Here is a 25,097-nt window from a genome sequence, read left to right as displayed (position 1 = left end):
TTGATATTTCAGATGATGTCACGAACAATGATTTAATGAAGAAACTTATTATACTTTACCTGGTTTTATTGGCCATTTCAGTTCAAGCGCAAGTTACAACTGAAATCACCGGATACGTAAAAGACAAAATGGATTTTCCTTTGATTGGAGCTTCGGTGTATCTCGAAAATACTACCAATGGAGCTACTTCCAATGTCAACGGGTACTATAAAATCGAGAATATAAAACCGGGTACTTATAATTTGGTGGTAAGCTATCTGGGTTATGATAGTCAAACCCGCTATAATATTGAAGTGAAATCGGTAGGAAATCAATTGTACAATTTTACCCTTTTGGAACAAAGTCAAAATTTATCCGAAGTAATTGTATCCAATAAAAATAAAGTAACACGACCCCGCGAAACACCGCTTTCTACTCAAACGCTTAGTGCAGTAGAAATTGCAACTTATCCCGGAGGAAATAACGATGTTGTTCGTGTTGCGCAGTCGCTTCCTGGAATTTCACCCTCACCAGGTGGTTTTCGCAACGATTTAATTATTCGCGGAGGCGCACCCAACGAATCAGTTTACTATTTGGATGGAGTAGAGATTCCCAATATCAATCACTTTAGCACTCAAGGTAGTTCAGGTGGTCCGGTGGGGATTTTAAATGTATCCTTTATTGATAATGTAAATTTGGCAACATCTGCTTTTGGCAGTCAATATGATAATCCGCTTTCAGGGGTGCTTCAGTTTGAACAACGGGAGGGAAACAACCTAAAACACAATACTAACTTTCGCCTGAGTGCCAGCGAGGCCGCTTTAACTCACGAAGGGCCTCTTTTTAAAGGAAAAAACAAGGAGAGCAAAACGAGTTATCTAATTTCTGCACGCCGATCGTATTTACAATTTTTATTTAAGCTCATCGGTCTTCCTATTCGTCCCGATTATTGGGACTATCAGTACAAAATCACTCATAAAATAGATCAGTACAATACAGTTAATTTAATTGGCTTGGGCTCTATTGACGATTTTGCAATTGATGCTTCCGGAACTATTGATGAAAATGAACAGTCTTCATTAGACCAAACACCTTTCATTGAACAACGTACCAATACAATAGGAATTAGCTGGAAGAATCGCTTTAAGAGTAGGAAAGGTTTCATGCAAACTACCATCAGCAACAACTTGTTGGTCAATGATTTTTCAAGATACAAGGACAATGAAAATCAGAAGGATTTGTATTTTAAGAATGATTCGCGCGAAATGGAAACCAAACTGCGTTACAGTTTAACCTATTATATTAAGGAATGGAGACTAAGTGGTGGTTTTAATGTGCAGAGAAGCGATTACGAAAATAAGACCATCGATAGTAATGAAGGATTTCAATACAATTCCAAAATTGATTTTTTGAAGTACGGTTTGTTTGCCAATGCCACTAAATCTTTTTTCGATCAGAAACTGGACTTCTCCTTTGGCTTTAGAACCGATGGTGATAGTTTTACGCAGGACAATGATTTGCTTTCCACATTTTCGCCTCGTTTGGCTTTGTCCTTCGAATTTGCTGACGATTGGAAGATCAAGGCAAGTGCAGGCCGTTATTTCAAGTTACCACCCTATACCATTTTAGGCTATAAGCAAAATGAAGTATTCTCAAATAAGGATATTGATTATACCCGAAGCGATCATTATGTGTTGGGATTCGAGCGAATTTTTGGGCCTTCTTCAAATATTAGTGTAGAAGGATTTTACAAACGTTACGAAGATTATCCCGTTTCAGTTCGCGATCGGGTTTCATTAGCGAATAAAGGAGCCGATTTTAATGTGCTGGGAAACGAAGAGGTAAAATCAGTTGGTAAAGGGAGAAGTTATGGTCTGGAGTTTTTGTTTCAGCAGAAGTTGAGCCATCGTTTTTATGGTATTTTCTCCTATACTTTTTTCTACAGCGAATTTACCGGCTTCGACAGAAGTAAGTATTTACCATCGGTGTGGGACAGCCGGCATTTGGTTTCTTTTACAGGAGGATACAAACTCAGGAAAAACTGGGAAGTAAGTGCTCGTTATCGATTCGCAGGCGAAACCCCAATTGTTCCAACAAATATCGAGGAAACGACTGTCCGTTACCCGGATATTGTTTTGGATTACAACCGGTTGGGGGAAGAAGAATTGGGCGTATTCAGTCAGCTGGATGTACGAATCGATAAAAAGTGGAATTTTAAAGAACTTTCGTTGGAGTTGTTTTTTGAAATACAAAACCTGCTGATGCGTAATTCACCGGAGGCTCCCGAATACGTTCTTCAAAGAAATGATATGGGAAATGTAACAGAGCCTCGTCATCTGGTTCAGGTTGGAAAGAAAGATGGGGGGCCAATTCCCACCATTGGTTTTGTTATAGATTTTTAAAGAATGATAAGTTTGTTCTCCTTTTTCGAATTTATTTTGAAATTAAAGAGATGAATAATACTCCGGGATATCAGGATGAAAGGTAGTTCTCTTATGTAAATAATTTTAGCTGAATCATATTTTAAATTGCAGCGAAAACCACCCAGTTGACGATCCTTTTTCTTTGCGTATAAAACAGGTAAACAAGCTCGATTTTTGATATAATTATTAGGATATGTGATGTTTGTGTTATGTATATAAAAACAGAACATAAACAGGTGTTTGCAAATGGGAAAAGAAGAAGGGGACTTGGAAAGACTAAAAAATTAATATTAATTTGTTGCTAAAATAACCACACAATGAACCAATCCCCTGATAAAATTATTATTATCGATAATAATGAATCACTAAGCTACAATTCATTATTTAATGAAATGTACGCCGGGCTTTGTTTGTTCTCCGAGCGGTTTTTGATAGTTTCGAGTGAAGGAGAAGATTTGGTTCAGGAAGTATTTGTGAAATTGTGGGCTAAATTTGATGATTTTGATTCCTTAAATGCCATTAAAGCATATTTATATCAGGCTACCAGAAATGCTTGCTTGAATTCCATACGTCACGAAAAGGTAAAACGAAAGTACGAAGCCGAGCAGGTTCATCAAGTTGAATCGGAAACCTATTTTTTGAAGCAGGTGGTAGAAGAAGAGACAAGTCGTATTATTGCCAATTCTATTGATGAGCTTCCTCCGCAGTGTAAGAAAATATTACAATTAAGCATGCAGGGTTTAAAAAATCAGGAAATTGCTGATGACCTTGGGATTTCTGTAAATTCGGTAAAAACACAAAAACGTATTGCCTACAAAACACTCCGTTCCAAACTTCAAAATATCTTCGATATCGTAATGTATATCATGTGGATGTAAATTTTTGTATCTTTTTCTTAATCATTCTTCACCCTCTTTTTTAAGTTGGGTGTTCTAATTTATACAAGAAGAAGAAATGAAGAACACACAGGAACATATTAAACTAGCTCAACTACTTGCAAAACAATTTGTCGGTGAATTGTCTGATGCTGAAATAAAACAATTGATACTTTTCGAAAAAGAGGAAGATAAAAATGAGATCCTTTCATCGGTAAGAGAAAAAGGAATTGATTTTAACCGCTTGGAGAGGTATCAGACTTTTAATTTGGAAGAAGCCCGTAAAAAGGTAGACTGGAAGATTCAATTCAGACAAAAAAGCAAGAAAATAAATTTCACAAAAATACTTCGTTATGCCGCCATACTAGCTTTGCCGTTAGCTCTTGCAGTATACATGTTGTATTTAACTGATGTTACCCAACCAGATGGACTGGGGCAGGCAGCTATTGAAATTAAACCAGGAGAAACAAAGGCTCAGTTGTATCTTTCAGATGGAAGAATTGTAGATTTAGAGAAGCAGCAGAAGGACTTAATAAGAGAGACTGACGGTTCTGTAATCGAAAAAGACAGTCTGGGTTTAAATTATCAGACCAATACTCTTGATACCGAACCGGAAAGTATTGCTGAAAATGTGGTAGTAACTCCGGTAGGAGGTGAATATCAGTTAACCCTGTCCGACGGAACAAAAGTCTGGATGAATGCAAAGTCTGAAATTCGTTATCCTGTTCGGTTTATTGGCAATACCAGAAAAGTGAAAATTTCGGGGGAGGTGTACTTTAAGGTGGCTAAAGATGCAGGAAAACCTTTTATTGTTGATGCAAACGATGTTGAGGTAAAAGTTTTAGGAACACAATTCAATATTATGGCCTATCCTGACGAGAGAAGCATACAAACGACCCTTGTTGAAGGTGCTGTAAGCCTAAAAGCAAAAGAATTATCTGGAAAAACCACATCAGTGGGTTTGAGTCCTGGCCGGCAGGCCGATTACGATCGCTTTTCAAAAAGTGTTGAAACCAGAGAAGTAGATGTTGACAGGTTTATTGCCTGGAAAAACGGAAAGTTTGTTTTCGAAAAAGAGAGTTTAAACGATATTATGAGAAAGTTAGAGCGCTGGTATGATATTAAAGTGTTCTTCCAAAGTAATGAGTTGAAAAATATGCGTTTTAGCGCCAGAATTGACAGATACGGCAATATCAATGATATTTTGGAGAAAATGCAGCAAACAACAAATATTAACTTTGATATAAAAAATAATATTATTCAAATTAAAAAGAAGTAAACCCTTAAAACCCGAAATGAAAAAAAAAACAGGGAGTGCGGCAACATCCCCTGTCTTAAAATCAAATAAAGTATTCCATTGGAATACAATGTTTAATCTAACCAAAACAAATTTATGAAAAAATTAGTCTTGTACAAAGTTTTTCCTCTCGGGGAAGAGCTTCGGAAATTAATTCGCATTATGAAAATCACCGGTTTTTTAATTTTAACAGCCAGTTTGCAGATTTCTGCAAGTGTATATTCTCAGCGAACTACTTTTACGGTTGAGTTTAAAGATGCGGACATTTATGATATGATGCAGGAAGTTAAAAACAACAGTGAATTTGATTTTCTTTATTCGGATGATGAAATTGAAGGCGTTAAAATTAACAATGCTGAATTTTACGGATCGCATGTAGAAGAAATTCTAAACGAATGTTTGAAAGGAACGAAAATTACTTACAAAATTGAAGATAAAGTAATTCTTCTGATGCCGGCACCTCCAAAACCCAATCTTGATGAATCTGCGCAGGAGAAGGAGGTACATGGTACTGTTACCGATGAAAATGGCACTCCTCTACCCGGAGTATCTGTTGTTATCAAAGGAACCACAATTGGTGCAGCTACTGATATTGATGGTAACTATACAATTTCTTTTGATAATGAGGATGTTGTTTTGGTATATTCTTTTGTAGGAATGCTTCCACAGGAGCTTGCTTACAATGGACAAGTATTACTGAATATTACACTTAAGGCAGATTCAGAGCAAATGGAAGAAGTGGTAGTAACAGGTTATCAAACCATTTCCAAAGAGCGGTCAACCGGATCATTTTCGAAAGTAACCAGTAAAAGCCTGGAGACCCGAAGATTGAATAGCCTGGCTGATGTTTTGGAAGGTCAGATCGCAGGTTATTCCGATGGAATTATTCGTGGTGTATCGACCATGAATGCTATGGCTTCTCCCTTATATGTAATTGATGGTTTTCCGGTTGAGAATACAAGCATTGATAATTATGGAAATGTTACAGAAAATACACCAGACCTTAATATTGAAGATATTGAGAGCATTACCATTTTAAAAGATGCCGCTGCTGCTTCTATTTACGGGGCCAGAGCAGCCAATGGAGTGGTGGTTATTGTAACCAAAAAAGCTCAAAAAGGAAAAGTTCAGGTTGATTTTTCCAGTACAGTTACTTGGAAACCTTACGATTATTATACTGGAAATTTAACCAATTCGGCTGATGTTATTGAGTTGGAAAAAGAATGGGCAGCCTCTAATCCGGAATTAAATAATGGGCTGGCTCGCGCTCAGGCAGAAGCTGACAATCGTCGGAACAATTACAAATGGCCAAGTGCAGGGGTAGATGTTCTGTTGGATATGTATTCAGGTGCAATTTCAGAAAGTGATGCCAATGCGAAGTTATCAGAACTTGCATCAAGAGGCTTTCAGTTCTACGACGATGTTGCCAAATACGCTAAACGCGATATGTTCTATCAGCAGTACAACTTAAGTGTAGGTAAAGCTACAGAACTAAATAATTTTAAATTTTCGGCAACTTATAAAAAGAACAGAGAAGAGGATATTTATTCCAAAAGTGATCAGCTCGGATTAAACATCATGAATTCTTTACAAATTACTTCATGGCTGAAAGCAGATGTTGGTGTTTATATCAATTACAAAAATGCGACCGAGCAAACATACGATTTATTTTCATCCTATTATGCTGGATTCACAGCTTCTCCTTATGATCGTTTGGTTGACGATAATGGAAATCCTGCAACAGTAACTTCGCAAGTGAATAAAACCGTTCGAGATAATGTTGCGAATTACGGGTTATACAGTTTGGACTTGACTCCACTTGATGAATTGGATCGAAATCTTGGAAAACGAAAAGAATTTAGCAACAGAACTTACGCTAAATTAGATGTGAAATTAACACCTTGGTTAAGTTATAGCACGATGTTCCAGTACGAATATGGAGTAAGTCGTTATCATCGTTTAAATGAACTGGAATCCTATTCAACCCGCACAACCATTAATAAATTTGCAAGCAATTCAAATGGAACCGCTGTTTATAACCTTCCCAAAGGAGACATTTACTACGATCGAAATCATTTCTCAAATTCATACAATTTCAGACAACAATTGAATTTGAACAAAACTTTTCAAGAACAACATCAAATTACATGGATTGTAGGATCGGAGACAAGACACAGCAAACTGGAATATAGTGATCAAACCCGTTATGGTTATGACTCAGATATGCTAAGTGCGCAGTACTTAAACCAACCCTTACTAACAGGTGGCTTTTCCGGTTTGATGAATTCTTGGGCTTATTTAAACTCTAGTGATCTTGCAAGCCAGAAAGAATTGGTGAATCGTTTTGTTTCTTTTTATTCGAATGCAGCCTACAGCTACAATAATAAATACACCTTATCGGGTAGTATTCGTTGGGACCGTTCCAATCTATGGGGAACCAACTCCAAGTACCAGAACAAACCATTGTGGTCGGTTGGAGCCAATTGGAACGTGAACAAAGAAGATTTCTTTGATGTAGAATGGGTAAACATGCTGAAACTAAGAACCTCGTATGGTATTGGAGGGAACATTGCAAAAGATGCTGCACCTTACCTAACTGCAAATTATTATACCAGTTCTTTAGTTGGGGGTGTTTATGGTAACATTTCCTCACCGCCAAACCCAAATTTGCGATGGGAAAAAACCACAACGATAAATGCCGGGGTTGATTTTTCATTGTTGAACAATCGATTATCGGGTTCTGTTGATGTTTATAAAAAGAAGAGTGTGGATTTGTTAGCCAATCAGCAAGGAATACCTACCGAAGGTTTTGGATACAGTACACTTGCCTTTAACAATGGATCAATGGAGAATAAGGGATTCGAAGTAAATTTACAGGGAGATATCATACAAGGAAAAGATTTTAGCTGGAATGCAGGTTTTCTTTTGGGATACAATAAAAACAAGGTGACCAAAATTAATGTGGAAGCACCTGTTTATTTTTTGCAACTGGATTACCCTCAGGCTTTCCCAAAAGTAGATTTTGCTTATAATGGAATTTATGCCTACAAATGGGCAGGATTGAATGATCAGGGAGAACCTCAGATTTATGATGTTGATGGGAATAAAACGTCTACGGATTACACGAATATGGATAACATTCATTTCAGTGGAACCACAGTTCCTAAGTATAGTGGTTCCATCATGAATCGTTTTTCGTACAAGAATTTTGATCTTTCTGTTTTGTTACTTTACGCTGGAGGACATAAGCTTCGCAATACAAATGTACCTACAATTAACAATGGAATGGGAGTAACCAGCAAAGACATTCGCAACAGATGGAAACAAGCAGGAGATGAAAACAGTACCGATGTTCCCCGTTTGCTTTTTTCAGGCAATCATACGGACTATAATTATTATCGCGAGTCGTTATACAATTATTCTGATATTCATGTGTTGGATGCCTCTTATGTGAAGATAAACAACATCTCATTGGCTTATCACCTGCCTTCAGAATGGTGCAATAAATTAAAATTAGGGAGTGCAAGAGTTCAGTTTAATGTAGAAAATCTAAAGACTTTTGCTTTCGAGAAGAAAGCCGAATATATGTTGGGTGCTAAGGAAAGACCCACATTTGTTGGAGGAGTGTATTTAAGTTTTTAACAGTTAAAACAAGAGAATTATGAAATTTAAAATATCATACATCGCAATTGTCAGCCTTTTAGTATCCATGCTGTTCTCGTCTTGCGACAATTACCTGGACGTGTTGCCCAAAGGAGAGAAAATACCCACAAGTTTAGCTGATTATGAGGCATTTATTCGTAATGAATACAATCATTTAAATGATGCGGCACAAGCCATTAATCTGTTGAATGATGTCTACAAGCGGCCAAGTGATTTGAGTTACATTTCTTTGACTTCCATCAATTACAATTGGTTGGGAAATGAGGATCGTATTATTCAGAACAATTCGGATGAAGCTGCTTACTATTATTCTTACGAGGCCATTTCATATTGGAATTTAATTATCAATAATGTTCCTGATGCAACCGAGGCAAGCGATGCCGAAAAGCTGGAATTGATTGCTCAGGCTAAGGTGTTGCGGGCAATGAATTACTTTCATCTGACCAATTATTATTCAGAACAGTATGATGAAGCATCGGCTGCAACAAAATTATCTGTTCCCTTAATTACCAGTGCCGAAATGGGAGCACCTTCGGAGCAGATTAGCATTGCAAAAATGTACGAATTCATTTTGACCGATTTAACAGATGCAATTGCCAATCTACCTATTGAGAGTGCAACTTTGCTGCACCCGAATTTAGCTTGTGGGTATGCAATGCTGGCAAGGGTTTATTTGCAGATGGGAGACTATGATAGTGCTCTGAAGTATGCACAGAATGCTTTGGATCAAAACAATCAATTGTTTAATTGGAAGGAATACTACGCTGAAAACAAAGAGCAGATTGAAAAAGAAGGCGATTGGTCAACAAGTTATCCTTCCAAAACCATGAACAGTCCTGAGAATTACATTTTCAGATATGGTTCCAGTACCTATAAAAATTCTGGACAATCGGGAACAAATGCAGCGCTTACCATAGTGAGAGCAGCCCAATTTGAAGATGGCGATGCCCGTTTTGCCTCAAAGTGGAAGAAAAAGTATCAGGCTCCGGATAGCATTTACATTGGCATACGATCCGATAAATTTAATGCCGGGGGAATTACAACTCCTGAAATGTATTACATCAAAGCAGAGTGTTTGGCCCGAAAAGGCGGACAAGCCAATTTGGATGAAGCCATGCTAAGCTTAAATACAGTTCGTAAAACCAGAATTTTTGACGATAAATATGCTGATTTAACAGCTTCCTCAACAGCTGAGGCAATTGCTTATATCCGCAAAGATAAAGCAAATGAATACGTGCAGACAGCCATCCCATTTTGGGACATGAGGCGTTTTAATAAGGACGCCAATTATGCACAGACTTTAACTAAAATTTTCAACGATCAAAGTTTGGAATTGTCACCTGATTCGCACATGTGGATAATGCCTTTCCCGATGGGAGCTACCAGTAACCCTGGAAATGGAACATTGGTGCAAAACACTCCCCGTTAAAATAGGTAGTATCTAACCTGAGGGTGTCCTAAAAGCAGAATTTTAATGTCATTCTGATCCCGATGAATCGGGACGAAGAATCTTTCATTTTGAAAAACAGATGTTTCGACTTCGCTCAACATGACAATCCAATACAAAATATTCCTTTTTGGACACCCTCTGGTATGATTGGACTTTCTACAAAAAAACACTAAGAATAAATTTAAAACCTTAAGACAATAGGTTTTAAATTTGCTGATTGATTAAGCTTACAAATCATAGATAATTTGTAATGGTTTTGAAATTAAGGATCAGCTTTAGTATTTAAATAATTTAAATAAAAACAAATGAAACGAAGTATTTTGGGAGTAATTGTTGTTCTGTGTGTTTTAATGACCACAGCCTGTGCGCAAACTGATGCAAACTATACCTTAAGTGGTGAAATAAGCGGACTGAAAGAGGGAACAAAATTAGAATTGATTCCGGGTGCAACGCATAATGAAGAAGAGCCTATTGCGAGTGCAATTGTAACCAACGGAAAATTCGAATTTTCAGGGAAATCGGAAGAACCACGTTTATATTACCTTCAAGTTGCTGATCAGTCTGGGGTTCTTAAAATAATGCTTGAAAATTCGGAAATCAGCTTAAAGGCAAAGGCTGTTTTCGAGGAAAGTAATAATAGAACTTATGTGAATTTTTCGGATATTCAGGTAAGTGGTTCAAAGGCAAATGATCTTTACAAGGAGAAATTAGCATTTAAAAGTAAATTCGGTGCACTACACGAAAAATATTACAAAGATCATGATGCGATATTAGCCGTCGTAAGAAATGCTAAAAGTAAAGCTATTGCAGATTCGTTAAGAAATACAGATGATTACAAAGCTTTTGCTCAAGCAGAAAAAGACTTTTTTACTAGTGTAGAGAAAACTAGTAATGAGGCTATTTTGGCAAATAAAGATTCTTGGTGGGGACCTTTGGTGATGTTGGAATCGATGAGTTATTTTACCGATGAACAAATCCCTTTGTACGAACAATTCTCAGAGGAAGCTAAAAATTCTTACTACGGGCAATTGGTGAAAAAGGAACTTTATCCAGAAAGAGTTGTAAATAAACAAGCTCCGGAGTTTACCTTGGCCAACCGGGAAGGAAAAATTTTTAACTCCTCAGAATTAATAGAAGGTAAAAAATACATCTTGATTGATTTTTGGGCATCGTGGTGTGGTCCTTGCCGAAGAGAAATACCAAACTTAAAGCACATGTATGAATTGTATGCATCGAAAGGGTTGCAAATTATCAGTATTTCCAAAGACGAAGACAGAGCTGCCTGGCTAAAAGCTTTAGACAAAGAAAAAATGGCATGGCCAAATTTATTGAACGAAAAGGGAGTAGATGATCTTTATTTTGTGAAAACAATTCCTGCCATATTTTTAGTGGATGCATCAACCGGAAAAGTAATGGATGATAAACTGAGAGGAGAAGCATTGGATCAGAAACTGGAAGAACTTTTTCAGTAAGCAGACTTATTTTTTACCAATACGTAGGCAATACGTTTAAAGCACCTCCATTTTGGAGGTGCTTTTTTATGAGTAAAAGAAATAGATTTTAGCCGGTTAATAAGTTTCCCTAAGTATAACCGCCAAAACAACTTGTACACAAATATAAATCAAATTGTACAATAAATACCACACACACAACTTACAACAAAGGGGGCATTCAAGCCCCTTTAATTGGCATTGCAATACTAATTAAATAGTGTTTTAACGTCCGTGGGGTTCGATAAGTCATAATTGGCAGTAAGTACCTCGACTTTCTTCTTTTGTGGCTTATCGGAGTTGTGAGACACACTAACGGTTTGAATAACTTCCTTTTGGTACCAGCCATTCCCCTCAGCATACTTGCCCAGAATATCTGAAGGATAACTGCTGAGCAAGAATTTACCTTCAAGAACTTGTAATGCTTTCAACAGCGACTCAAAGTCGTCAATGCCATAACCATTATAATGACCACAGTCACTATTGAAATATGGTGGATCACAATAGAAAAACGCATCGGGGTTGTCTCGGCTGTTAATGATGCGTAAGGCATCAGTACACTCTATTTGAACATTCTGTAAGCGAATAGCATATTTCTCGGTAAAATCGTCCCGCTTGTTGCTTATTTTGCGAGAGGTGGCTCCTTTGGCCTTATCGTAACCCCACGAGCCATCCAACATGCTGGCAAAACTTTGGGATGCTAATACCCAAATAGCCCAGGCTCTTTTCTCACGCGTAAACATATGTGGGTTATCATTCACAACAGTTGCATCTCGGTGTAGCGAACGCGAATGCAACGAAATACGAACCAGCTTTTCAAGAGAGACAAAATCATTCTGACAAACCTCATAAAAATTGATTAATTCCTTATTGGTATCGTTTATTACTTCAACCTCACTGCTGTTTTTAGTCCAGAAAATTGCACCGCCCCCCACAAAAGGCTCAGCGTAAAGTTTATGCCTGGGGAATAAGGATAAAATTAGCTTCGCAAGGTTCTGTTTGCCCCCATAATAACTAATTGGTGTCTTCATTTACTTCTAATTTATTTATTATATTTGTCACTCTCACGCAAAAATAAAGGTGCCATAACACCGTCGAAGGAACTTGCCCTCGTCGTGGTGTTATGGCACCTTTACTTTTCAACCGTTGCGTGAGAACTTTGGTTGATAGCGGCGGGGGCTCTTTTATGCCCCCAATTTTTTACTCAACCATTTCAAAAATACCATCCAACTGCGAGGCGGTGATTTCGGCGGGTAAATCTTCCTCTTTGATTGTGTGAAGGCTGAATTCAATTTCATCAGACATCGATTTATTATAGTCGATGATTTGCTTTTCGCGGGCAGTGTATGCTTCTGCATTTGCTTCCTTTAACGTCTCCATTTCCTTTTTGTGATCATCCTTACGTTCCTGAGGAATAATGAACTGTCCGTTACTATCAGGAATGGGATTGCCGGATTCGTCTTTTTTGCAATGATACATGTTGATTTCGCGCTGCTGTTTTTCAAGCTCTTCCCAGTCGTCAGACGCTTTAATTCCCTGCTGAATGTCTTCGCATTCGGCATTTACTTTCCGGATGTTTTTCGCAACTGCATAGGCGAATTTTACGCCTCGTAAATTTGCTACCTGTTGTAATCCTTGTTGTAATCTGAATAAATCTTGCTTTTTCATGTGTTTGAATTTTATTATTATTATTATTATTATTATTGATTGAAATTTTACCAACTGTTATTATATCTTGTAAGTACAACCCAATAGCCTGTTCTGGTAGGATTGTACATTGAATTTGCGTGATATTGCGCAACTAAAACTTCTCCGCCTACCATTTCAAAATAATCACTCGGATTGGCAGACTGTTGAATGAATCCACGAACATAACAGTTACTCGTATCATTTCGGTTGAATAGTATTAATAACTGTCCATTCGTTCCTCCAGTTAGGGAATAATGCCTGTTACTTGACGTCGATCCTAGCATAAACGTCGATGAATCTGATGTGTTTAGAGTTGTAGGATATGTAGAGGAGGTACTGCCTGCACTTTGAAGCACAAGTGTTTTAATTTGCTTCTTAAATAAGGCGTTTCCTGTGAGTATAATATCCTTATTGTTTCCGGCATACAGAGAGACCTCATTTACTGCTGATATAGCTACACCATTTCCGCTTTTAATCGCAATATTTTCCTGCGATACTAAATTTAAACCTAATGCGTATTCGCCGTATGCGGCTGATGAAAAAATTGCTGATTCGTCATGATTTGACTCTATACCGAAGGTAATGCCTACTCTAGATGCGGTATTACTTCCATCTCTATACATTCTAATATATCCTTCATCCGAAGGATTTGCATTCAACTCAACGCCTGCAAAGCCACCTCCTATTGTGCTTCCGCCTCGCAGATAATTAGAATTAATACTAAAGGCAGCAATGGTTCCCCTATCAAAATCAAGACTTAAACCTTCGATGTAGTCGGTTGTGATTAAAGATGCCTGAACGGATGTTACGTTCAGCTTATCTGCCGTGATAGTTCCACTTGCTATTTTTTCAGCCGTAATGGTTAGGGCTGCTAATTTTGTTGTTGTTATTGTTCCCGACGCAATTTTATCGCCCGTGATACTTAAGGCATCTATTTGCGATGCCGACAACGTACCTGTCACATTAGCCATTTGCACTTGTAAATTTTGGGCTAAAAGGTTGGTGGTGGCTATTGTGTTGTTGGTAATAACAGTTGCCTCGGCACCTGTTATTTTGGTCGCAATACTGGCATCCACATCTTCGGGAGCAGGAGTCCAGTCGGTTGCTTTGTTTCCTTTTTCTATCTTTACATCTTTGAAATAATACCAGCTGTAAGCAATGCTAGTTATATCGATAAAACAATAAACCGACCCATCCCCGTAGTTCGGTACTGTTCGCGTTATTGTAAAATATTGCCATGTTCCTGTGATTGTTCTAGCACCTGCGTACGAATCACCGAAATCAAATTCCAAAACTTCTGTTACTCCATTAGTTTTAGCCCAAAAGCTAAAAGTATGCTCTCCATTATCAGAAATGACTAAGCCTACACGAACGCTGCCAGTTGTCACACCACTAACACCAACCATCTTAAATCCGTTAGGGGCTTCGATTTCATCTCGCGAAGGAATAGCTCCACCACTTAACTGGGTTATTGGTGTTGTTTTTTTAAAATTATTTTTCCCTCCAACCTGAACAGCATCAACCGCACTATCCGCGTAATTCTGCCAATTTAGAGCTACATTAGCCCCAAAAGTTACAACATTAGTAACGGCATTATAGCCTATCTGCCCTTTCCCCAACGAGAAATTCCCATTTCCGTAAAAGGCATAAGGTGTGCCCGATCCTGTATTAATGATATCACCCGTTTTTTTAATTTGAACATTCCCGGCGGTGAATTTTTCATCATCGAAACCAATGCCTGCGATAGTCTTTACATTGTTTGAAAGCTCGAAATAGGTTTTACCTGAGTATTTAGAAGCTATTCCGTAACCGGCATTTGCGTAGCCTGATAGGTTGCCGATTCGCAACACTTGTTTATTTGTTAAATCAGAGCTGTTTACGCCTTGCATTACGGAAAAATAAGCAGCATCAGCTCCGCGGGCGGTTTGGTATAAAAAATTTTGTCGGGAAGCATCTGAAACATGCCCCCACTGTACTAAGTCCTCATTCGCCTGCGGTCTGGTGGTGTTTATATAATTACCGAGTGTGATAGTCATTCCCGATACTGCAACAACCTCAGCTTCCATGTATCGGGTGCTGGCTTCCCATTGCTGCAATCTAACCCGATCGCCAACTACCCAGCTGTTATATTGCCCCTTTAAGGTAATTACATCACCTACAACGCTCTTAACTGTGCCGTTAGCCACAGAGGTAATAATGCCACCATTCACAGACCTTTCGCGAGCTACAATAATCTCATGTACCGTTAAACCTTTTCTGATTTCTAAATTGTCAAATTCAGCATCTCCTGATTTGGTGATTCGCCAGTCAGTACCAGCTAATCCGGAAACGTAATCGGGAGAGCCTACATTTCCAGATGCTAGTATATTTTTAGCCTTCCAATCTACTGTTGATAGGTTAGAATTTCCAGAGTGATAAAGTCCGTAAGTTATTCCGGCTAATGCTCTGTAATTCAAAGTTCCAAAGCCGCTATAAAGTCTATGTAATTCAACCCCTGATCCATCTTCAAAAACAATATCTCCAGAATCAATTGAACCAGCTAGTGCTCTTAATATAAAATCTCTCCCATTTTTTATTGTTATACTTCCGCTGAAAAATTCATCTTGATCAGTCCTCGCATAATTTACTGCAACAACTCCACCCAACTTATCGCTATCCGGAGCCGCCGCCAAAGCTTTCATTCTGTGGTTCGCATCATCCCAAACCATCACGCCATTATTGAGAGGGTTATCCTCCCGCGCCGCAACCGTAACCAAGCTTGAAGCTTTACCCAGCTTAATGAGCGGATTTGCTCCCTCGACTATTCCTAAGTAGTAGGGGTCGGCAGTGCCTCTGTTAATTTCAATTCCCGAAAAGGCAATCGCTGTACCAGGTATTACTCCTGTAATTTGGCTTCCGGGTTCGCCTAAGTTGAGCTGTATTAGGTTACTCTCAACCTGCACCTGCTCGGCGTGTGTTACGTAGGCCGAGCCGTTTTGAATGATGTTGCCGTTTATGTAAAGGTCTGCGTTTATGGTTTGGTCGGCTCCGTATGTGTTGGCAACATCTTTTCGCGCATAACTCCCCGCCACAACTCCGCCCAGCTGATCGGCATTTTCAACCGATACACCAAGGGCGTTGTATTTTATGTAGTTGGAGTTGATGGAAAGGGCATCTAAGAAAGCTTTTTGGGAAGGTGCATGCACATCAACCTTTTTGGCATAATCCTGCAAAGCAACAGGATCAACACCGCCACTACTGGCAGTAGATGCAATAACCGACGAAACGGTAGAACCCTGAGCCACCTGACCATCGCGCCTGCGCTTGTAAATCTTCCTTTTCGATATATTAAGTGCTGTCATATTATAAGCTGTTAATCGTTAAGTCATCGGGTAATACCTCTAACCAGGTACCGTTCAAAGTTTGTCGTTTATCGTTGTAAGTTCCGCCCATAAACATCAATTTGCGAGCACCTAATGAGGAACTCGGATAAGTAAGTACAGAATGAAAGCTGAGTATTCCGTTGATGTTTAATCCATCGCCGTTAAAGAAGTTAGGAGCTTCTAAAGTGCCACTCAGTTGTCGCAGACTATCGCGGTAATTGCTCACATAAGAGCGTAAATACAGCTTTGCAATATCGTAATACACCGCATCAACAGGTGTTTTCCAAGCGCTTGTAAAGCTGTTATCCAGTAAATGCAAACCGCCTTTGTCGGTACAGTTATTTTCTTTGCTGTCACCGTGAATCATTTCAATATCATCGGCCTCGTTCAGCCATTCGTCATCCATTTCGGCATTAAATTCAAGGTCGGAGAAATCTACAGCCCCTTCATTAAAGCCAATCCGTCCGCTTTGCGCTGTATATCGACTAAGATTAATCGGAACTACCTCTATATCCTTAATGCGGATGTGTTTAATTGTACCAGAATCTACAGGCATATTGGTTAATGTATCTTTTAATGCGGTAAACTTTTTTAAGATTTGAATTTTAACCCGACCGTGCGGACAATTGCCGGGAATAATGCTGTTTATTTCTTTCCACTGATCAGCAATGTTCTGATTAGAACCATCAGCCCCGAACTTTTTCAAAAAGCTGTTTACCGACCACACCCAAGGGTCATCGCTTAAGGCTTCTGGTCGTTTTCCGTCCACTTCAATAGCAAAGTAACCAGCCAATTGAACTACTTTTTTAGACTCCTCATCATTATCGAATTCATTGTCTTTTGTAGCGATGTAAATTTTAAAGCTTACTTTAAATCCTTGTGTTAATGACCCGGTGACTAAATTCGAGCTTTCATTATTTTCAAGTAAAGAAATCTGTGCCGAATCGTTCGCAAATGGCAATTTTATATACACTTCGTTCTCGTCAACCTCTTCCTCTTTAGTGCCCGAAAAGCTGGTACCGTTTAACATTGTCCAACCCTTTAGGCCAGTAACGCCTTGCAGCTCGAAATAGTCGCCAACATCCTCCCACGAGTGATCGCCTTCCCACAAATCAATATCTGAAAAATCACCAGTTTCAACAACTTCCTCAGCCGAATAAGGCGAATACTTTAAGGTCGCTTTATTGTATCCGCTTTGAATATCAATTGCCTGATCGGAGCCGTACCAATCAGCTTGAGTAGGTACGGTAATAACAGGATTAACCGTTTGCAACACCTGAACCGAAACCTCGCTGGTATATCTTCTACGCTCGAAAGATCCTGTTAAAAGTGGTACGGAAACAATATTCAAACAGCCTTCGTTCTGAAAGCAAATAGCACGCTGTGCTTTTACAATTGCTTCCAAAACTTCACGACAATTCATCGCATCACCCTTTTCGTCGTAATAGTTGTTGCAGTCCACCTTCATCTGATGAAAAGGGCTGGTCAGCGTGTTCATGTTTTCTTCGTAGATATCACAAGCCACATAAACATATTTGTAATCAATTCCGAGTTTAGCCAGGATAATCCAAATTACTTCCCAAGCCGTTTTCAAATCGGTGTAAGGATTGCCGTTTGCATCCAAAAATTTGATGCGCTCCAACACGGTAAAACCATCATTAAATTGGAGCGTAACCGGATAGTCAGCCATGCGGTCGAATTGCTCGCCGTACACCTCAGAATTTAAATAACCCGTCCAAATCAGCTGATTGTTTTTGTAAAAGCTGCCTTTAAACTTTTGCTTGTCTTTTGTGTATAGGGAAATGTACTGCCCGTCGTAGGTTGCCGTAACCTTTAACTGAATACCCGAACCGATCGTAGGCGTAAACTTGTTAGTTAGCTGTGCACGTTCAATGGTGAGCGGATCTTCCTGCATTTCCATTACCTCTGCATTACCTGTGTAATCGCGTTCTGTAATGTCGAAACGCGTTAATCCGCCCAATTTATCCTGCCATTCTCCTCTAAGTCGTAATCCGTATGCCATTATGCAAATCCTCCCACTTTTCTGTTTTGATGATTTAAATAGGCAACCAAGGCACCATCCTCAAATCGGAACGAGAAGTTACCACCTCCGCCACCTGTTTCGCGAACGGCTGTTTTCATATCTCCCAACATCTCCGATCGTTTACCCACCCATTCCGGGTTGTTTATAGCGCCGGGATATTCTCCGGTTAATGCCAAGGTTGGACCGCTGACAACAGCACCGCCTGCAAAGGCAGGAATCAATGTATTAAACAGCGTAGATGCACCAGCTCCGGCACCAGCTGCTAAAGCAATTGCGCCCGGCCCTGTCCATCCGTAAAATTTCAAAGTATCTTTAATAATTGAGGCAACCCCCTCAGCTATGTATGCCCGTATAATTTCCCTTGCTGCATTACCTGCCGCTTTCGCCAAATCGCCAAAGCTTTCAGCACCTTTGGTTTTCATATCATCCATTCTGTCGGCAAACATCGCCATTGCCTTTTGTGGCCCCGAAAATTTCTTTTGCAGCACGTCCAGCTTGTCAATTAATGCCTGCACTGCCGGATCAGCCGCATTAAAGCCATTTTCAATCATAGAGTTTATTGCGTCTTCGGTCAGCTTTATTTGCTCCTGAGTTGAAAAATGGCTGTTACCAAATAGTTTGTTCCACTCTATCGACTGCCTTATCTTTTCATTCAACTCTCCCAAAGTAGCGCTGTACATAGTAGCTCTTCCATCTGCATCCGACATATCGAAAGGGTCATAATCAACCTCTTCCTCGCTTAAATCCATGCGGGGCATGTCCATTTTTTCGGGAGCTTTCGCAATTTCCTTTTTTGTTTTTTTAGCAACAGCCAGCATTTTGTCCGCAGTGCTGATGTAATTTTTTAATCGTTTTTGATTTTCAACAATCTCAGTGCTTGTAACTCCTGTTTGCTTAGATACTGTATCGTTGAACCATCTTTTTAGTTGGTTCAATTTATAAGCGGATGTTGCTTCAGCTTGTCTTTTTGCTTCCGATTCTTCCATCTCGCCCGACGAAACCAGTTTTTTTACCGTTTCATCCATTTCTTTTACAATTGCCGCTTTTCGCTTTTTGTATTCCTGATAGGTTGTTTCTGTTACTTGTTTCTGAACGTCCTCCCAAGCGGTCAGTTGTTCCTGTGCTCTTGTTTTAAAGTCTTCAAGCTGTCTTCTGTTCAGGTGATTAATCACCTTGTAGGTACTTTCAACAGAACTAACATCTGCCAAAAGTTTCGCACCATCCTCTTGCGCTTCATTGAATTTTTTTTGCGATGCTGTTGCACCATCAATGTGAATGCTGTAGGTTAGATAAGCAGCCGCAGCGGTTGCCAATAAGGCAGCAACCAAGCCAATCGGATTACTTTTCATAGCCAGGTTAAGTGCCTGCTGTGCCTTTCTTGCACGAACCATTATGCGCGAATAGTTGGCAGTTCCAACACTGGCTAAAACGGTAGCTGTTTTATAGGCGACTAAACCTGAAGCTCCTATTTTTAAAACATCAACAACATCATCCATGTTATTAACAAAGCCAGTGGCAAAGCCCAGCGCTTTTGATTTAATACTAAGTATCCATTTGTTCCAGTCTTTAAAAACATTTGCACTTAGGGTGTGAAATTCCTTTAACTGATCTGCCCATGCTTTTTGTGCAGATGCCGAGGCTCCCGAATGGCTGACAACATCATCGAGATTAACATTTATATCTGCCAATGTTCTGATGAACTCAATTCCGTCCTCGCCGGGACCTCCAAAAATATCTGCTAATGCGGCACCTACTGCCGGACTTTGAGCTGGCAATGTTTGCAGCTGCCTGCTGACATCCTGCATAACATCGAACATGCTTTTTGCTCCGGTCGAAATGTCTTTTTGTATTTGCGTAGAACTTAAGCCAATTTGACCGATTGCATCCTTGGTCGATTTGGTCATTTCACGAAGTCGTATAGATCCTTCTTTTATAGCGTCAGCTGCTTTATCGTCAAAAATACCATTCTTGTTCCCCTCGGCAATAATCGCAACCATTTCAGCAGCTGCCAATCCGGCCTCTTTAAAATGAGGAGCATATTCCGACACTTGCTTTAAAAAATCACCGTTGCTGTTTGCGGTTGTGGCAAATCCTTTATTCAGCACATTAAATGCATCGCTTGATGAATCCCGAAATGTTTTCATCAATACATTACTGGCAATTATTGACTCATTTACATCAGCATCGTAAGCATCAGCCAAAGCTTTTGCACCCCCAGTTGCTTCGTTAAGTGCGGTACCCTGAACACCTTGAAGCTTCTCTATGTTTTGTCGAATTGTAGATATTTCGGAGGCATACTCACCCGCCGCACCTGCTGCGTCAAAAATCTTATCAGCAGCAAAAAGAGCGCCCGCAGCAACAGCAGCACTCTTTAACAAGCCTTCAACACCAGTAACCTGTTTCGAAAACTTATCTGTTTTTGCAGCGAAATCGAGTATGTATTTGTATGTTTTATCGCTCATTGCTCCATTTTTTATTCAATTCTTCAAATCGTTCCTGAGTACTTACTTCTTTTGTATCTTTTAATTGTTCAAGAGCCTCTTTATCGCCTGGCAATTCAACCAAATCCATCAACGATATCTGTTTTGACTTTGGCGGGCATAATGTTCGCCAAATCTGCCATCTTGCTACCCGCATCGATTTAAGGTACTCCCATTCCCTGTCGTTAATTTGTCGTTTCAAAAAGCACATGTATGCTTCTTGAAATTCAAATGGGGTCAAGCTTAGAAACGACTCCAGACTCAACCCCATTTCACCGACAGCAATGGCAAGCATTTCCGTCAGACTAAGTGTTTTAGCGGGAGTACCTATACCTTTTTTTCGATGTCCTCTTGAGGCATTTGTTTTTTAGCTTCCAGTAGTTTTTCGAAAACATCAAAAATGTGGCGATCTGAATTATCAATAAAATCTTCAAAACTGTCATCAAACTGCATGCTGGCTCGCTTGGCACAGTCCCTTAGCTGATGATAAATCTGTGCTAGCATAGAGCCGGTGTTTCCGGCACGCAATGCCTCATCCGAATGACCCGAATTTTCAAAGTCATATCTTCCGCGGTTAGTAATGTAAAACGGGTAAGTTTCCCCTTTGTAAACCAAAGTAGTTCTTGGCTCTTGTTTTTTTCCTGATTGGTTTGTCATGATTTCTGAAAGTTTACAAAACAGAAGGCAAGAACATTGCCTTCTGTTGATAAGTGATAATTATTAATTTAAGCTACAGTTTTAACCTCCGGCTTTTCTTTTTGAGTAAAAGTTACCGAGACTTTTGAGTCTTCGGCAACATTGTCCGAACGTTCCAAACTTTCAATAAAGAACAGCCCTTCTTCGTATCTGTCGCCTGTATCTTCTGTTTTAGGAGCGTACTTTACATTTAATACTGCTCCTGATAATTGTTTTTCTTTCAAATCGAAATACGAATAACTGCCGTAAATGGTAAGAGCTTCAACACTAATTGTTGTTTCAGTTTCATCGAAAGCTTTTTCTTTTCCGTTTGTATCCTTAGTTCTCCGCTCTCGGAATGAGGAGGAGGTGGTAATTTTACAACTGGTGGAATGAGCAATTGGTGTGAATGTGCCGGGAACGGCACTCTCAACAGCTACAATGATATCACCACCATCAATAATTCCTGTTGCGGCCATAATTATAAGTTTTTAGAATTGAATAAACTGAGTATAGCTTCAACAACCTGTTTACCTGCTATACCGTTGGCTATTAATCCCGCTGATAGTGCGTAAATGGGAATCCAGTACCAAGGCATGCCATAAAACATTCCGAGCTGTAGAAAGTATCCGGCAATAGATAGTACAAGGGCAATAATCCACGATAAATAATTAGTCTTTATACCGTGAGTTTCAATTGCAGTCTTAAAAAATTGAGTAAGCAATATTACCGCAGTTACCAAACCAGATAATGTTGCAAAGTAAATGCCCAAGTCTAATCCCGTTGGACTATCAACCACGGCACTCGCCACAGTCTCAGCCACGGCAATCATTGGAGTAATCACAAATGCCATAAAGGCAACCATCATAAAACAGAGTAATTTTTTCATTTTTTTAATTTTTAAAGGTGATTTTCATTTTTAAATAACATTTCCTGCGTTTTGTCTTTACTCCCTTTCGAGCTTCCCAGAAAAAAATTGGCAACCGTAATGCGCTCATTAATCAACAGCTGCATAACGTGACCAATAATGTTAGAAATTAATGCCAGCGCAATGCTTTCGAAATAGTTCAGACAAACAATATTGATCCCGATTAACAACACAAGCATGGGCAGGTTCCAGTTCATGATCCGTTTCGCCAGCCAGTCAGTCATTTCCTTACTGCTTGCATACATGTCGCGGGCACCATTGGTATTCCGCTCATGGTATTCCAACTCTTTTAAGTAGGTGTTAGTCAATAATTTTTCAAACTCAAGCTTATCCTCGTTCGATAACGAGGGTTCAGAGCCAATCAGATTACTCAGCAGTTTGGCAGGCGGAAAAACATCGCCGATTGTATCGATAATGCCTGGTGCTTTTTTAGTCAGCCATTGACCAACTTTCGTTTGTTTAAATGCTTTTTTAGCCATCTTTAAAGAGTGTTTTAATGAAATGATGCTTGCTTTAATTCAACCTTCCTGATTCTATCTGCATGATCATTAAGCCGGGAGTCATTGCCGTCTATTCTTCGCTTGTTTTCGCCAATTTTAGCATCCTGACTTACAGTAACCTCCTTTAACCCCTGAACCTCCTGAATCAGTCGGTCGAATCTTACCACCATCATTTTGAATCCGTACAGAATAATTCCCGCTGATCCGCTGATCACAGCGATAGTTAACCACTGCATTGTCATAACAGCCCCCTTTCACTCAACAGCCGTTTTAAAGCTTCAGGATTGTAAACCCGTAACGGATTACTTTCTGTATGCTCCTGAGCATGCGGGTAGTCAATAAACTTCCAGTCACCGCCCCATGTCAGGCCATTGTATTTGCAAACCGATCCATACACCTTCCACAATTCCTCGTTACCTTCGTAAGCCCATGCAGGTTCTTTTCCAATTAACGGCACAGCATCGAATGCGAAACCCAAATTGTGCCAGCTTTCGCCGGGTGCTGCATTGGTTAATTTCCTATTTCCCTTTTGTGGACCAACTGCCTCAATAATAGCTGCCAAAAAATCATAACCTGCATTTCTCAGATTCTTCATTTTTGTTTCAATCACTTCGCGTGAACGGCCTTGTCTGTAAAGTTTTGCCTGCTCTTCAAGCGTTCTAAGAGTGCAGTAAACAAGAATATCAACACCTTTTGCCTTACACATATTAATTACAAGTGTGGCTTTTTGTGCTGTTACAGGGTGCAGTAGTTGTAAGTCTCTTGACATGTATTGGTGCTTTTTCAAAAGTCCCCTTCAGGGGATTTAGGGGTGAAACATCATGCGTTTTTGTAATAGCCACCGCCTGTTCAACTCCTCTCATTGTTCCCCCTTGGGGTCGGAGTAACAGAGCGGCGACTGATCACAACTCTCAGGGTATATTTTATGCGTTGTCTTCTAACAAGGCGATCACTCCTTTTTGATCTTGACGGGCAGTAGATGCTCCAAAACGAACCTGAGCCTCGATAATAGTTCCACCCATATAACCAGGGGCTTCTTCATTTACGATTGCTTTCAGTTTTCCCTCTGCACGGCAAACCATGTTCGAGTTCCAAAACAGGTTGGCAGGTCGGTCAGTTGCAGCAATTGCATCCTCGGTACTTTTCTTTACAGGGGTAGCCGCATTGGTGTATAACAAGCCAGTATGACCTTCCTCAGTACTTCGGTAATAAATATTAATGCCCAAAATACGCCCGATTATTCCCTCTGCCAGCTTCGAGCTGTTTCCTGTTTTTTCGTAATCAACGAATTCAGGAATTGCCAACAAATCGGTGTAAGCATCCGGTGTAGCCAACATGCACATTTCACCGCCTTGTCCGTCAACGTTCATGCGCATCAGCAGATTCTTAACAGCAAGCATGTCTACTTTCTGAATCGCCTTGCGGTTTCCGGTTAAGCCTACTACATTCGAAGCACGTACCGAACCTGTCGATTTCAGAATTTGAGCGGCAACACTCGGACCCCAATTAACGGCAGCAATATCAGCACATTTGGTTTCGATTACCGAAGCCTGCTGAGCCTGCTTGGTTGCACGCTTGTTGTAATTTAGCGCGTAATCAGTTGGATTCTGAATCAACAACGGATCTGCATAAACCAAATCAACACCATAGCTGTCTGAGCTGTCCAAGGCCGTTTTAACTGCCAAAGGCAATGTTTTAGGCACGCCTTTTTTGCCTTTTCCGATAGAGCCCTGCACGGGTCTCTCTACAGAAGTAACGTTATCCGCTACGCCCGTTTCCCCAATCGATTTCTTGTAAAAGGAATTGTTTGGAAATAGAACTTTCTGAAGTTCTTTTGAATATTTTACAGGATTAATCTGTGACATTTTTACAAATTTAAAAGGTTAGTCAATTTGAACAGGAGCGCCTGATACAACGAAATTACTGCCGTCAAAAACGGCCTCAACAGTTTTGGTTTTACCCGCAATACCCGCAAATGTGACTCCGGTAATACCAGTTCCAAAAACAGTGTTTTCGGTAGCAGCAGTTTTTACTTTAAAGAGGATTCTGTCGCCAAGAGCAACGCTTTCGTCAACTGTTAAGTTGATCGTTCTGTCGGCAGTTGCAGCAATGCTGGCACCATCAACAACAGTCATCGAGTTGTTGATTTCGAGTGCCTGAGCTCCCGAAGCCGAAAGGCTAAGGCTGGATGCCTCGCCAAAAGGATATTTTACAATTTGTTCTACCATTTTATGGATTATTA

General features: G+C 39.9%; 20 protein-coding genes. 6 read left to right on the top strand and 14 right to left on the bottom strand.

Annotation, left to right across the window (positions count from 1 at the left end; translation table 11 throughout):
- Positions 1 to 35: 35 nt before the first annotated feature.
- The 6 genes from BZG01_RS00280 to BZG01_RS00250 all read left to right on the top strand — a co-directional run bounded on the left by BZG01_RS00280 (position 36) and on the right by BZG01_RS00250 (position 11,159).
- Positions 36 to 2,381 (top strand): TonB-dependent receptor, encoded by a 2,346-nt coding sequence (locus BZG01_RS00280; protein ID WP_101308023.1) that lies wholly within the window; start codon positions 36 to 38, stop codon positions 2,379 to 2,381.
- Between the two features lie 338 nt (positions 2,382 to 2,719).
- On the top strand, positions 2,720 to 3,280 hold the full coding sequence (locus BZG01_RS00270) for an RNA polymerase sigma-70 factor (RefSeq protein WP_101307818.1): 561 nt from the start codon (positions 2,720 to 2,722) through the stop codon (positions 3,278 to 3,280).
- A 76-nt stretch (positions 3,281 to 3,356) separates the two neighbouring features.
- Positions 3,357 to 4,556, top strand: coding sequence for a FecR family protein (locus tag BZG01_RS00265; RefSeq protein ID WP_101307817.1), 1,200 nt, complete (start codon positions 3,357 to 3,359; stop codon positions 4,554 to 4,556).
- Positions 4,557 to 4,670: 114 nt separating this feature from the next.
- Positions 4,671 to 8,216, top strand: coding sequence for a SusC/RagA family TonB-linked outer membrane protein (locus tag BZG01_RS00260; protein WP_101307816.1), 3,546 nt, complete (start codon positions 4,671 to 4,673; stop codon positions 8,214 to 8,216).
- Between the two features lie 19 nt (positions 8,217 to 8,235).
- Positions 8,236 to 9,666, top strand: coding sequence for a RagB/SusD family nutrient uptake outer membrane protein (locus BZG01_RS00255; RefSeq protein ID WP_101307815.1), 1,431 nt, complete (start codon positions 8,236 to 8,238; stop codon positions 9,664 to 9,666).
- Between the two features lie 326 nt (positions 9,667 to 9,992).
- Positions 9,993 to 11,159, top strand: coding sequence for a TlpA disulfide reductase family protein (locus tag BZG01_RS00250; protein WP_101307814.1), 1,167 nt, complete (start codon positions 9,993 to 9,995; stop codon positions 11,157 to 11,159).
- A gap of 227 nt (positions 11,160 to 11,386) precedes the next feature.
- Here the strand turns inward: BZG01_RS00250 and BZG01_RS00245 are convergent, their stop codons facing one another.
- From BZG01_RS00245 to BZG01_RS00180, 14 genes are all read right to left on the bottom strand, one after another.
- The gene (locus tag BZG01_RS00245) at positions 11,387 to 12,208 is read right to left on the bottom strand and encodes a DNA adenine methylase (RefSeq protein WP_101307813.1); all 822 of its coding nucleotides are present in this window, start codon (positions 12,206 to 12,208) and stop codon (positions 11,387 to 11,389) included.
- Between the two features lie 169 nt (positions 12,209 to 12,377).
- Positions 12,378 to 12,845 carry a hypothetical protein gene (locus BZG01_RS00240; RefSeq protein ID WP_143470797.1) on the bottom strand — a complete coding sequence of 156 codons (468 nt, stop codon included), beginning with the start codon at positions 12,843 to 12,845 and terminating at the stop codon, positions 12,378 to 12,380.
- Positions 12,846 to 12,892: 47 nt separating this feature from the next.
- Positions 12,893 to 16,207 carry a hypothetical protein gene (locus BZG01_RS00235; RefSeq protein ID WP_101307811.1) on the bottom strand — a complete coding sequence of 1,105 codons (3,315 nt, stop codon included), beginning with the start codon at positions 16,205 to 16,207 and terminating at the stop codon, positions 12,893 to 12,895.
- 1 nt (position 16,208) lies between these two features.
- Complete coding sequence (locus tag BZG01_RS00230) at positions 16,209 to 18,251, bottom strand: hypothetical protein (protein WP_101307810.1); 2,043 nt, start codon at positions 18,249 to 18,251, stop codon at positions 16,209 to 16,211.
- Complete coding sequence (locus BZG01_RS00225) at positions 18,251 to 20,734, bottom strand: phage tail tape measure protein (RefSeq protein WP_101307809.1); 2,484 nt, start codon at positions 20,732 to 20,734, stop codon at positions 18,251 to 18,253. The genes BZG01_RS00230 and BZG01_RS00225 overlap by 1 nt, the downstream gene beginning before the upstream one ends.
- Positions 20,724 to 21,047: a hypothetical protein gene (locus BZG01_RS00220; RefSeq protein ID WP_101307808.1), complete on the bottom strand. Its 324-nt coding sequence runs from the start codon at positions 21,045 to 21,047 to the stop codon at positions 20,724 to 20,726. The genes BZG01_RS00225 and BZG01_RS00220 overlap by 11 nt, the downstream gene beginning before the upstream one ends.
- 32 nt (positions 21,048 to 21,079) lie before the next feature.
- Positions 21,080 to 21,409, bottom strand: coding sequence for a hypothetical protein (locus BZG01_RS00215; protein ID WP_101307807.1), 330 nt, complete (start codon positions 21,407 to 21,409; stop codon positions 21,080 to 21,082).
- Between the two features lie 68 nt (positions 21,410 to 21,477).
- Positions 21,478 to 21,906 carry a phage tail tube protein gene (locus BZG01_RS00210; protein WP_101307806.1) on the bottom strand — a complete coding sequence of 143 codons (429 nt, stop codon included), beginning with the start codon at positions 21,904 to 21,906 and terminating at the stop codon, positions 21,478 to 21,480.
- 2 nt (positions 21,907 to 21,908) lie between these two features.
- Positions 21,909 to 22,316, bottom strand: a complete 408-nt coding sequence (locus BZG01_RS00205) for a hypothetical protein (protein ID WP_101307805.1) — start codon at positions 22,314 to 22,316, stop codon at positions 21,909 to 21,911.
- Between the two features lie 11 nt (positions 22,317 to 22,327).
- Entirely contained in the window at positions 22,328 to 22,834 is a 507-nt protein-coding gene (locus tag BZG01_RS00200; RefSeq protein ID WP_101307804.1) for a hypothetical protein, read from the bottom strand.
- Between the two features lie 14 nt (positions 22,835 to 22,848).
- Positions 22,849 to 23,097, bottom strand: a complete 249-nt coding sequence (locus BZG01_RS00195) for a hypothetical protein (RefSeq protein ID WP_101307803.1) — start codon at positions 23,095 to 23,097, stop codon at positions 22,849 to 22,851.
- Positions 23,094 to 23,624, bottom strand: coding sequence for a M15 family metallopeptidase (locus BZG01_RS00190; RefSeq protein WP_101307802.1), 531 nt, complete (start codon positions 23,622 to 23,624; stop codon positions 23,094 to 23,096). The genes BZG01_RS00195 and BZG01_RS00190 overlap by 4 nt, the downstream gene beginning before the upstream one ends.
- Positions 23,625 to 23,778: 154 nt before the next feature.
- A complete protein-coding gene (locus tag BZG01_RS00185) occupies positions 23,779 to 24,720 on the bottom strand; it encodes a hypothetical protein (RefSeq protein WP_101307801.1) in 942 nt (313 codons plus the stop codon).
- An 18-nt stretch (positions 24,721 to 24,738) separates the two neighbouring features.
- Positions 24,739 to 25,083: a hypothetical protein gene (locus BZG01_RS00180; protein ID WP_101307800.1), complete on the bottom strand. Its 345-nt coding sequence runs from the start codon at positions 25,081 to 25,083 to the stop codon at positions 24,739 to 24,741.
- Between the last annotated feature and the right edge of the window lie 14 nt (positions 25,084 to 25,097).

The sequence above is a fragment of the Labilibaculum manganireducens genome (genome assembly GCF_002843385.1).
In the GTDB taxonomy this organism is placed as follows: Bacteria; Bacteroidota; Bacteroidia; order Bacteroidales; family Marinifilaceae; genus Labilibaculum; species Labilibaculum manganireducens.
The sequence above is the reverse complement of the archived record's forward strand: the minus strand, read 5'-3'. Positions and strand labels throughout refer to the sequence as shown.

Excerpts from the sequence above, each read along its gene's own strand:
- BZG01_RS00230 (WP_101307810.1), bottom strand. The coding sequence starts at position 18,251 with ATGGCATACGGATTACGACTTAGAGGAGAATGGCAGGATAAATTGGGC.
- BZG01_RS00235 (WP_101307811.1), bottom strand. The coding sequence starts at position 16,207 with ATGACAGCACTTAATATATCGAAAAGGAAGATTTACAAGCGCAGGCGC.
- BZG01_RS00260 (WP_101307816.1), top strand. The coding sequence starts at position 4,671 with ATGAAAAAATTAGTCTTGTACAAAGTTTTTCCTCTCGGGGAAGAGCTT.
- BZG01_RS00250 (WP_101307814.1), top strand. The coding sequence starts at position 9,993 with ATGAAACGAAGTATTTTGGGAGTAATTGTTGTTCTGTGTGTTTTAATG.
- BZG01_RS00210 (WP_101307806.1), bottom strand. The coding sequence starts at position 21,906 with ATGGCCGCAACAGGAATTATTGATGGTGGTGATATCATTGTAGCTGTT.
- BZG01_RS00215 (WP_101307807.1), bottom strand. The coding sequence starts at position 21,409 with ATGACAAACCAATCAGGAAAAAAACAAGAGCCAAGAACTACTTTGGTT.
- BZG01_RS00200 (WP_101307804.1), bottom strand. The coding sequence starts at position 22,834 with ATGGCTAAAAAAGCATTTAAACAAACGAAAGTTGGTCAATGGCTGACT.
- BZG01_RS00240 (WP_143470797.1), bottom strand. The coding sequence starts at position 12,845 with ATGAAAAAGCAAGATTTATTCAGATTACAACAAGGATTACAACAGGTA.
- BZG01_RS00225 (WP_101307809.1), bottom strand. The coding sequence starts at position 20,734 with ATGAGCGATAAAACATACAAATACATACTCGATTTCGCTGCAAAAACA.
- BZG01_RS00195 (WP_101307803.1), bottom strand. The coding sequence starts at position 23,097 with ATGACAATGCAGTGGTTAACTATCGCTGTGATCAGCGGATCAGCGGGA.
- BZG01_RS00190 (WP_101307802.1), bottom strand. The coding sequence starts at position 23,624 with ATGTCAAGAGACTTACAACTACTGCACCCTGTAACAGCACAAAAAGCC.
- BZG01_RS00255 (WP_101307815.1), top strand. The coding sequence starts at position 8,236 with ATGAAATTTAAAATATCATACATCGCAATTGTCAGCCTTTTAGTATCC.
- BZG01_RS00205 (WP_101307805.1), bottom strand. The coding sequence starts at position 22,316 with ATGAAAAAATTACTCTGTTTTATGATGGTTGCCTTTATGGCATTTGTG.
- BZG01_RS00180 (WP_101307800.1), bottom strand. The coding sequence starts at position 25,083 with ATGGTAGAACAAATTGTAAAATATCCTTTTGGCGAGGCATCCAGCCTT.
- BZG01_RS00220 (WP_101307808.1), bottom strand. The coding sequence starts at position 21,047 with ATGCTTGCCATTGCTGTCGGTGAAATGGGGTTGAGTCTGGAGTCGTTT.
- BZG01_RS00265 (WP_101307817.1), top strand. The coding sequence starts at position 3,357 with ATGAAGAACACACAGGAACATATTAAACTAGCTCAACTACTTGCAAAA.
- BZG01_RS00270 (WP_101307818.1), top strand. The coding sequence starts at position 2,720 with ATGAACCAATCCCCTGATAAAATTATTATTATCGATAATAATGAATCA.
- BZG01_RS00245 (WP_101307813.1), bottom strand. The coding sequence starts at position 12,208 with ATGAAGACACCAATTAGTTATTATGGGGGCAAACAGAACCTTGCGAAG.
- BZG01_RS00185 (WP_101307801.1), bottom strand. The coding sequence starts at position 24,720 with ATGTCACAGATTAATCCTGTAAAATATTCAAAAGAACTTCAGAAAGTT.
- BZG01_RS00280 (WP_101308023.1), top strand. The coding sequence starts at position 36 with ATGAAGAAACTTATTATACTTTACCTGGTTTTATTGGCCATTTCAGTT.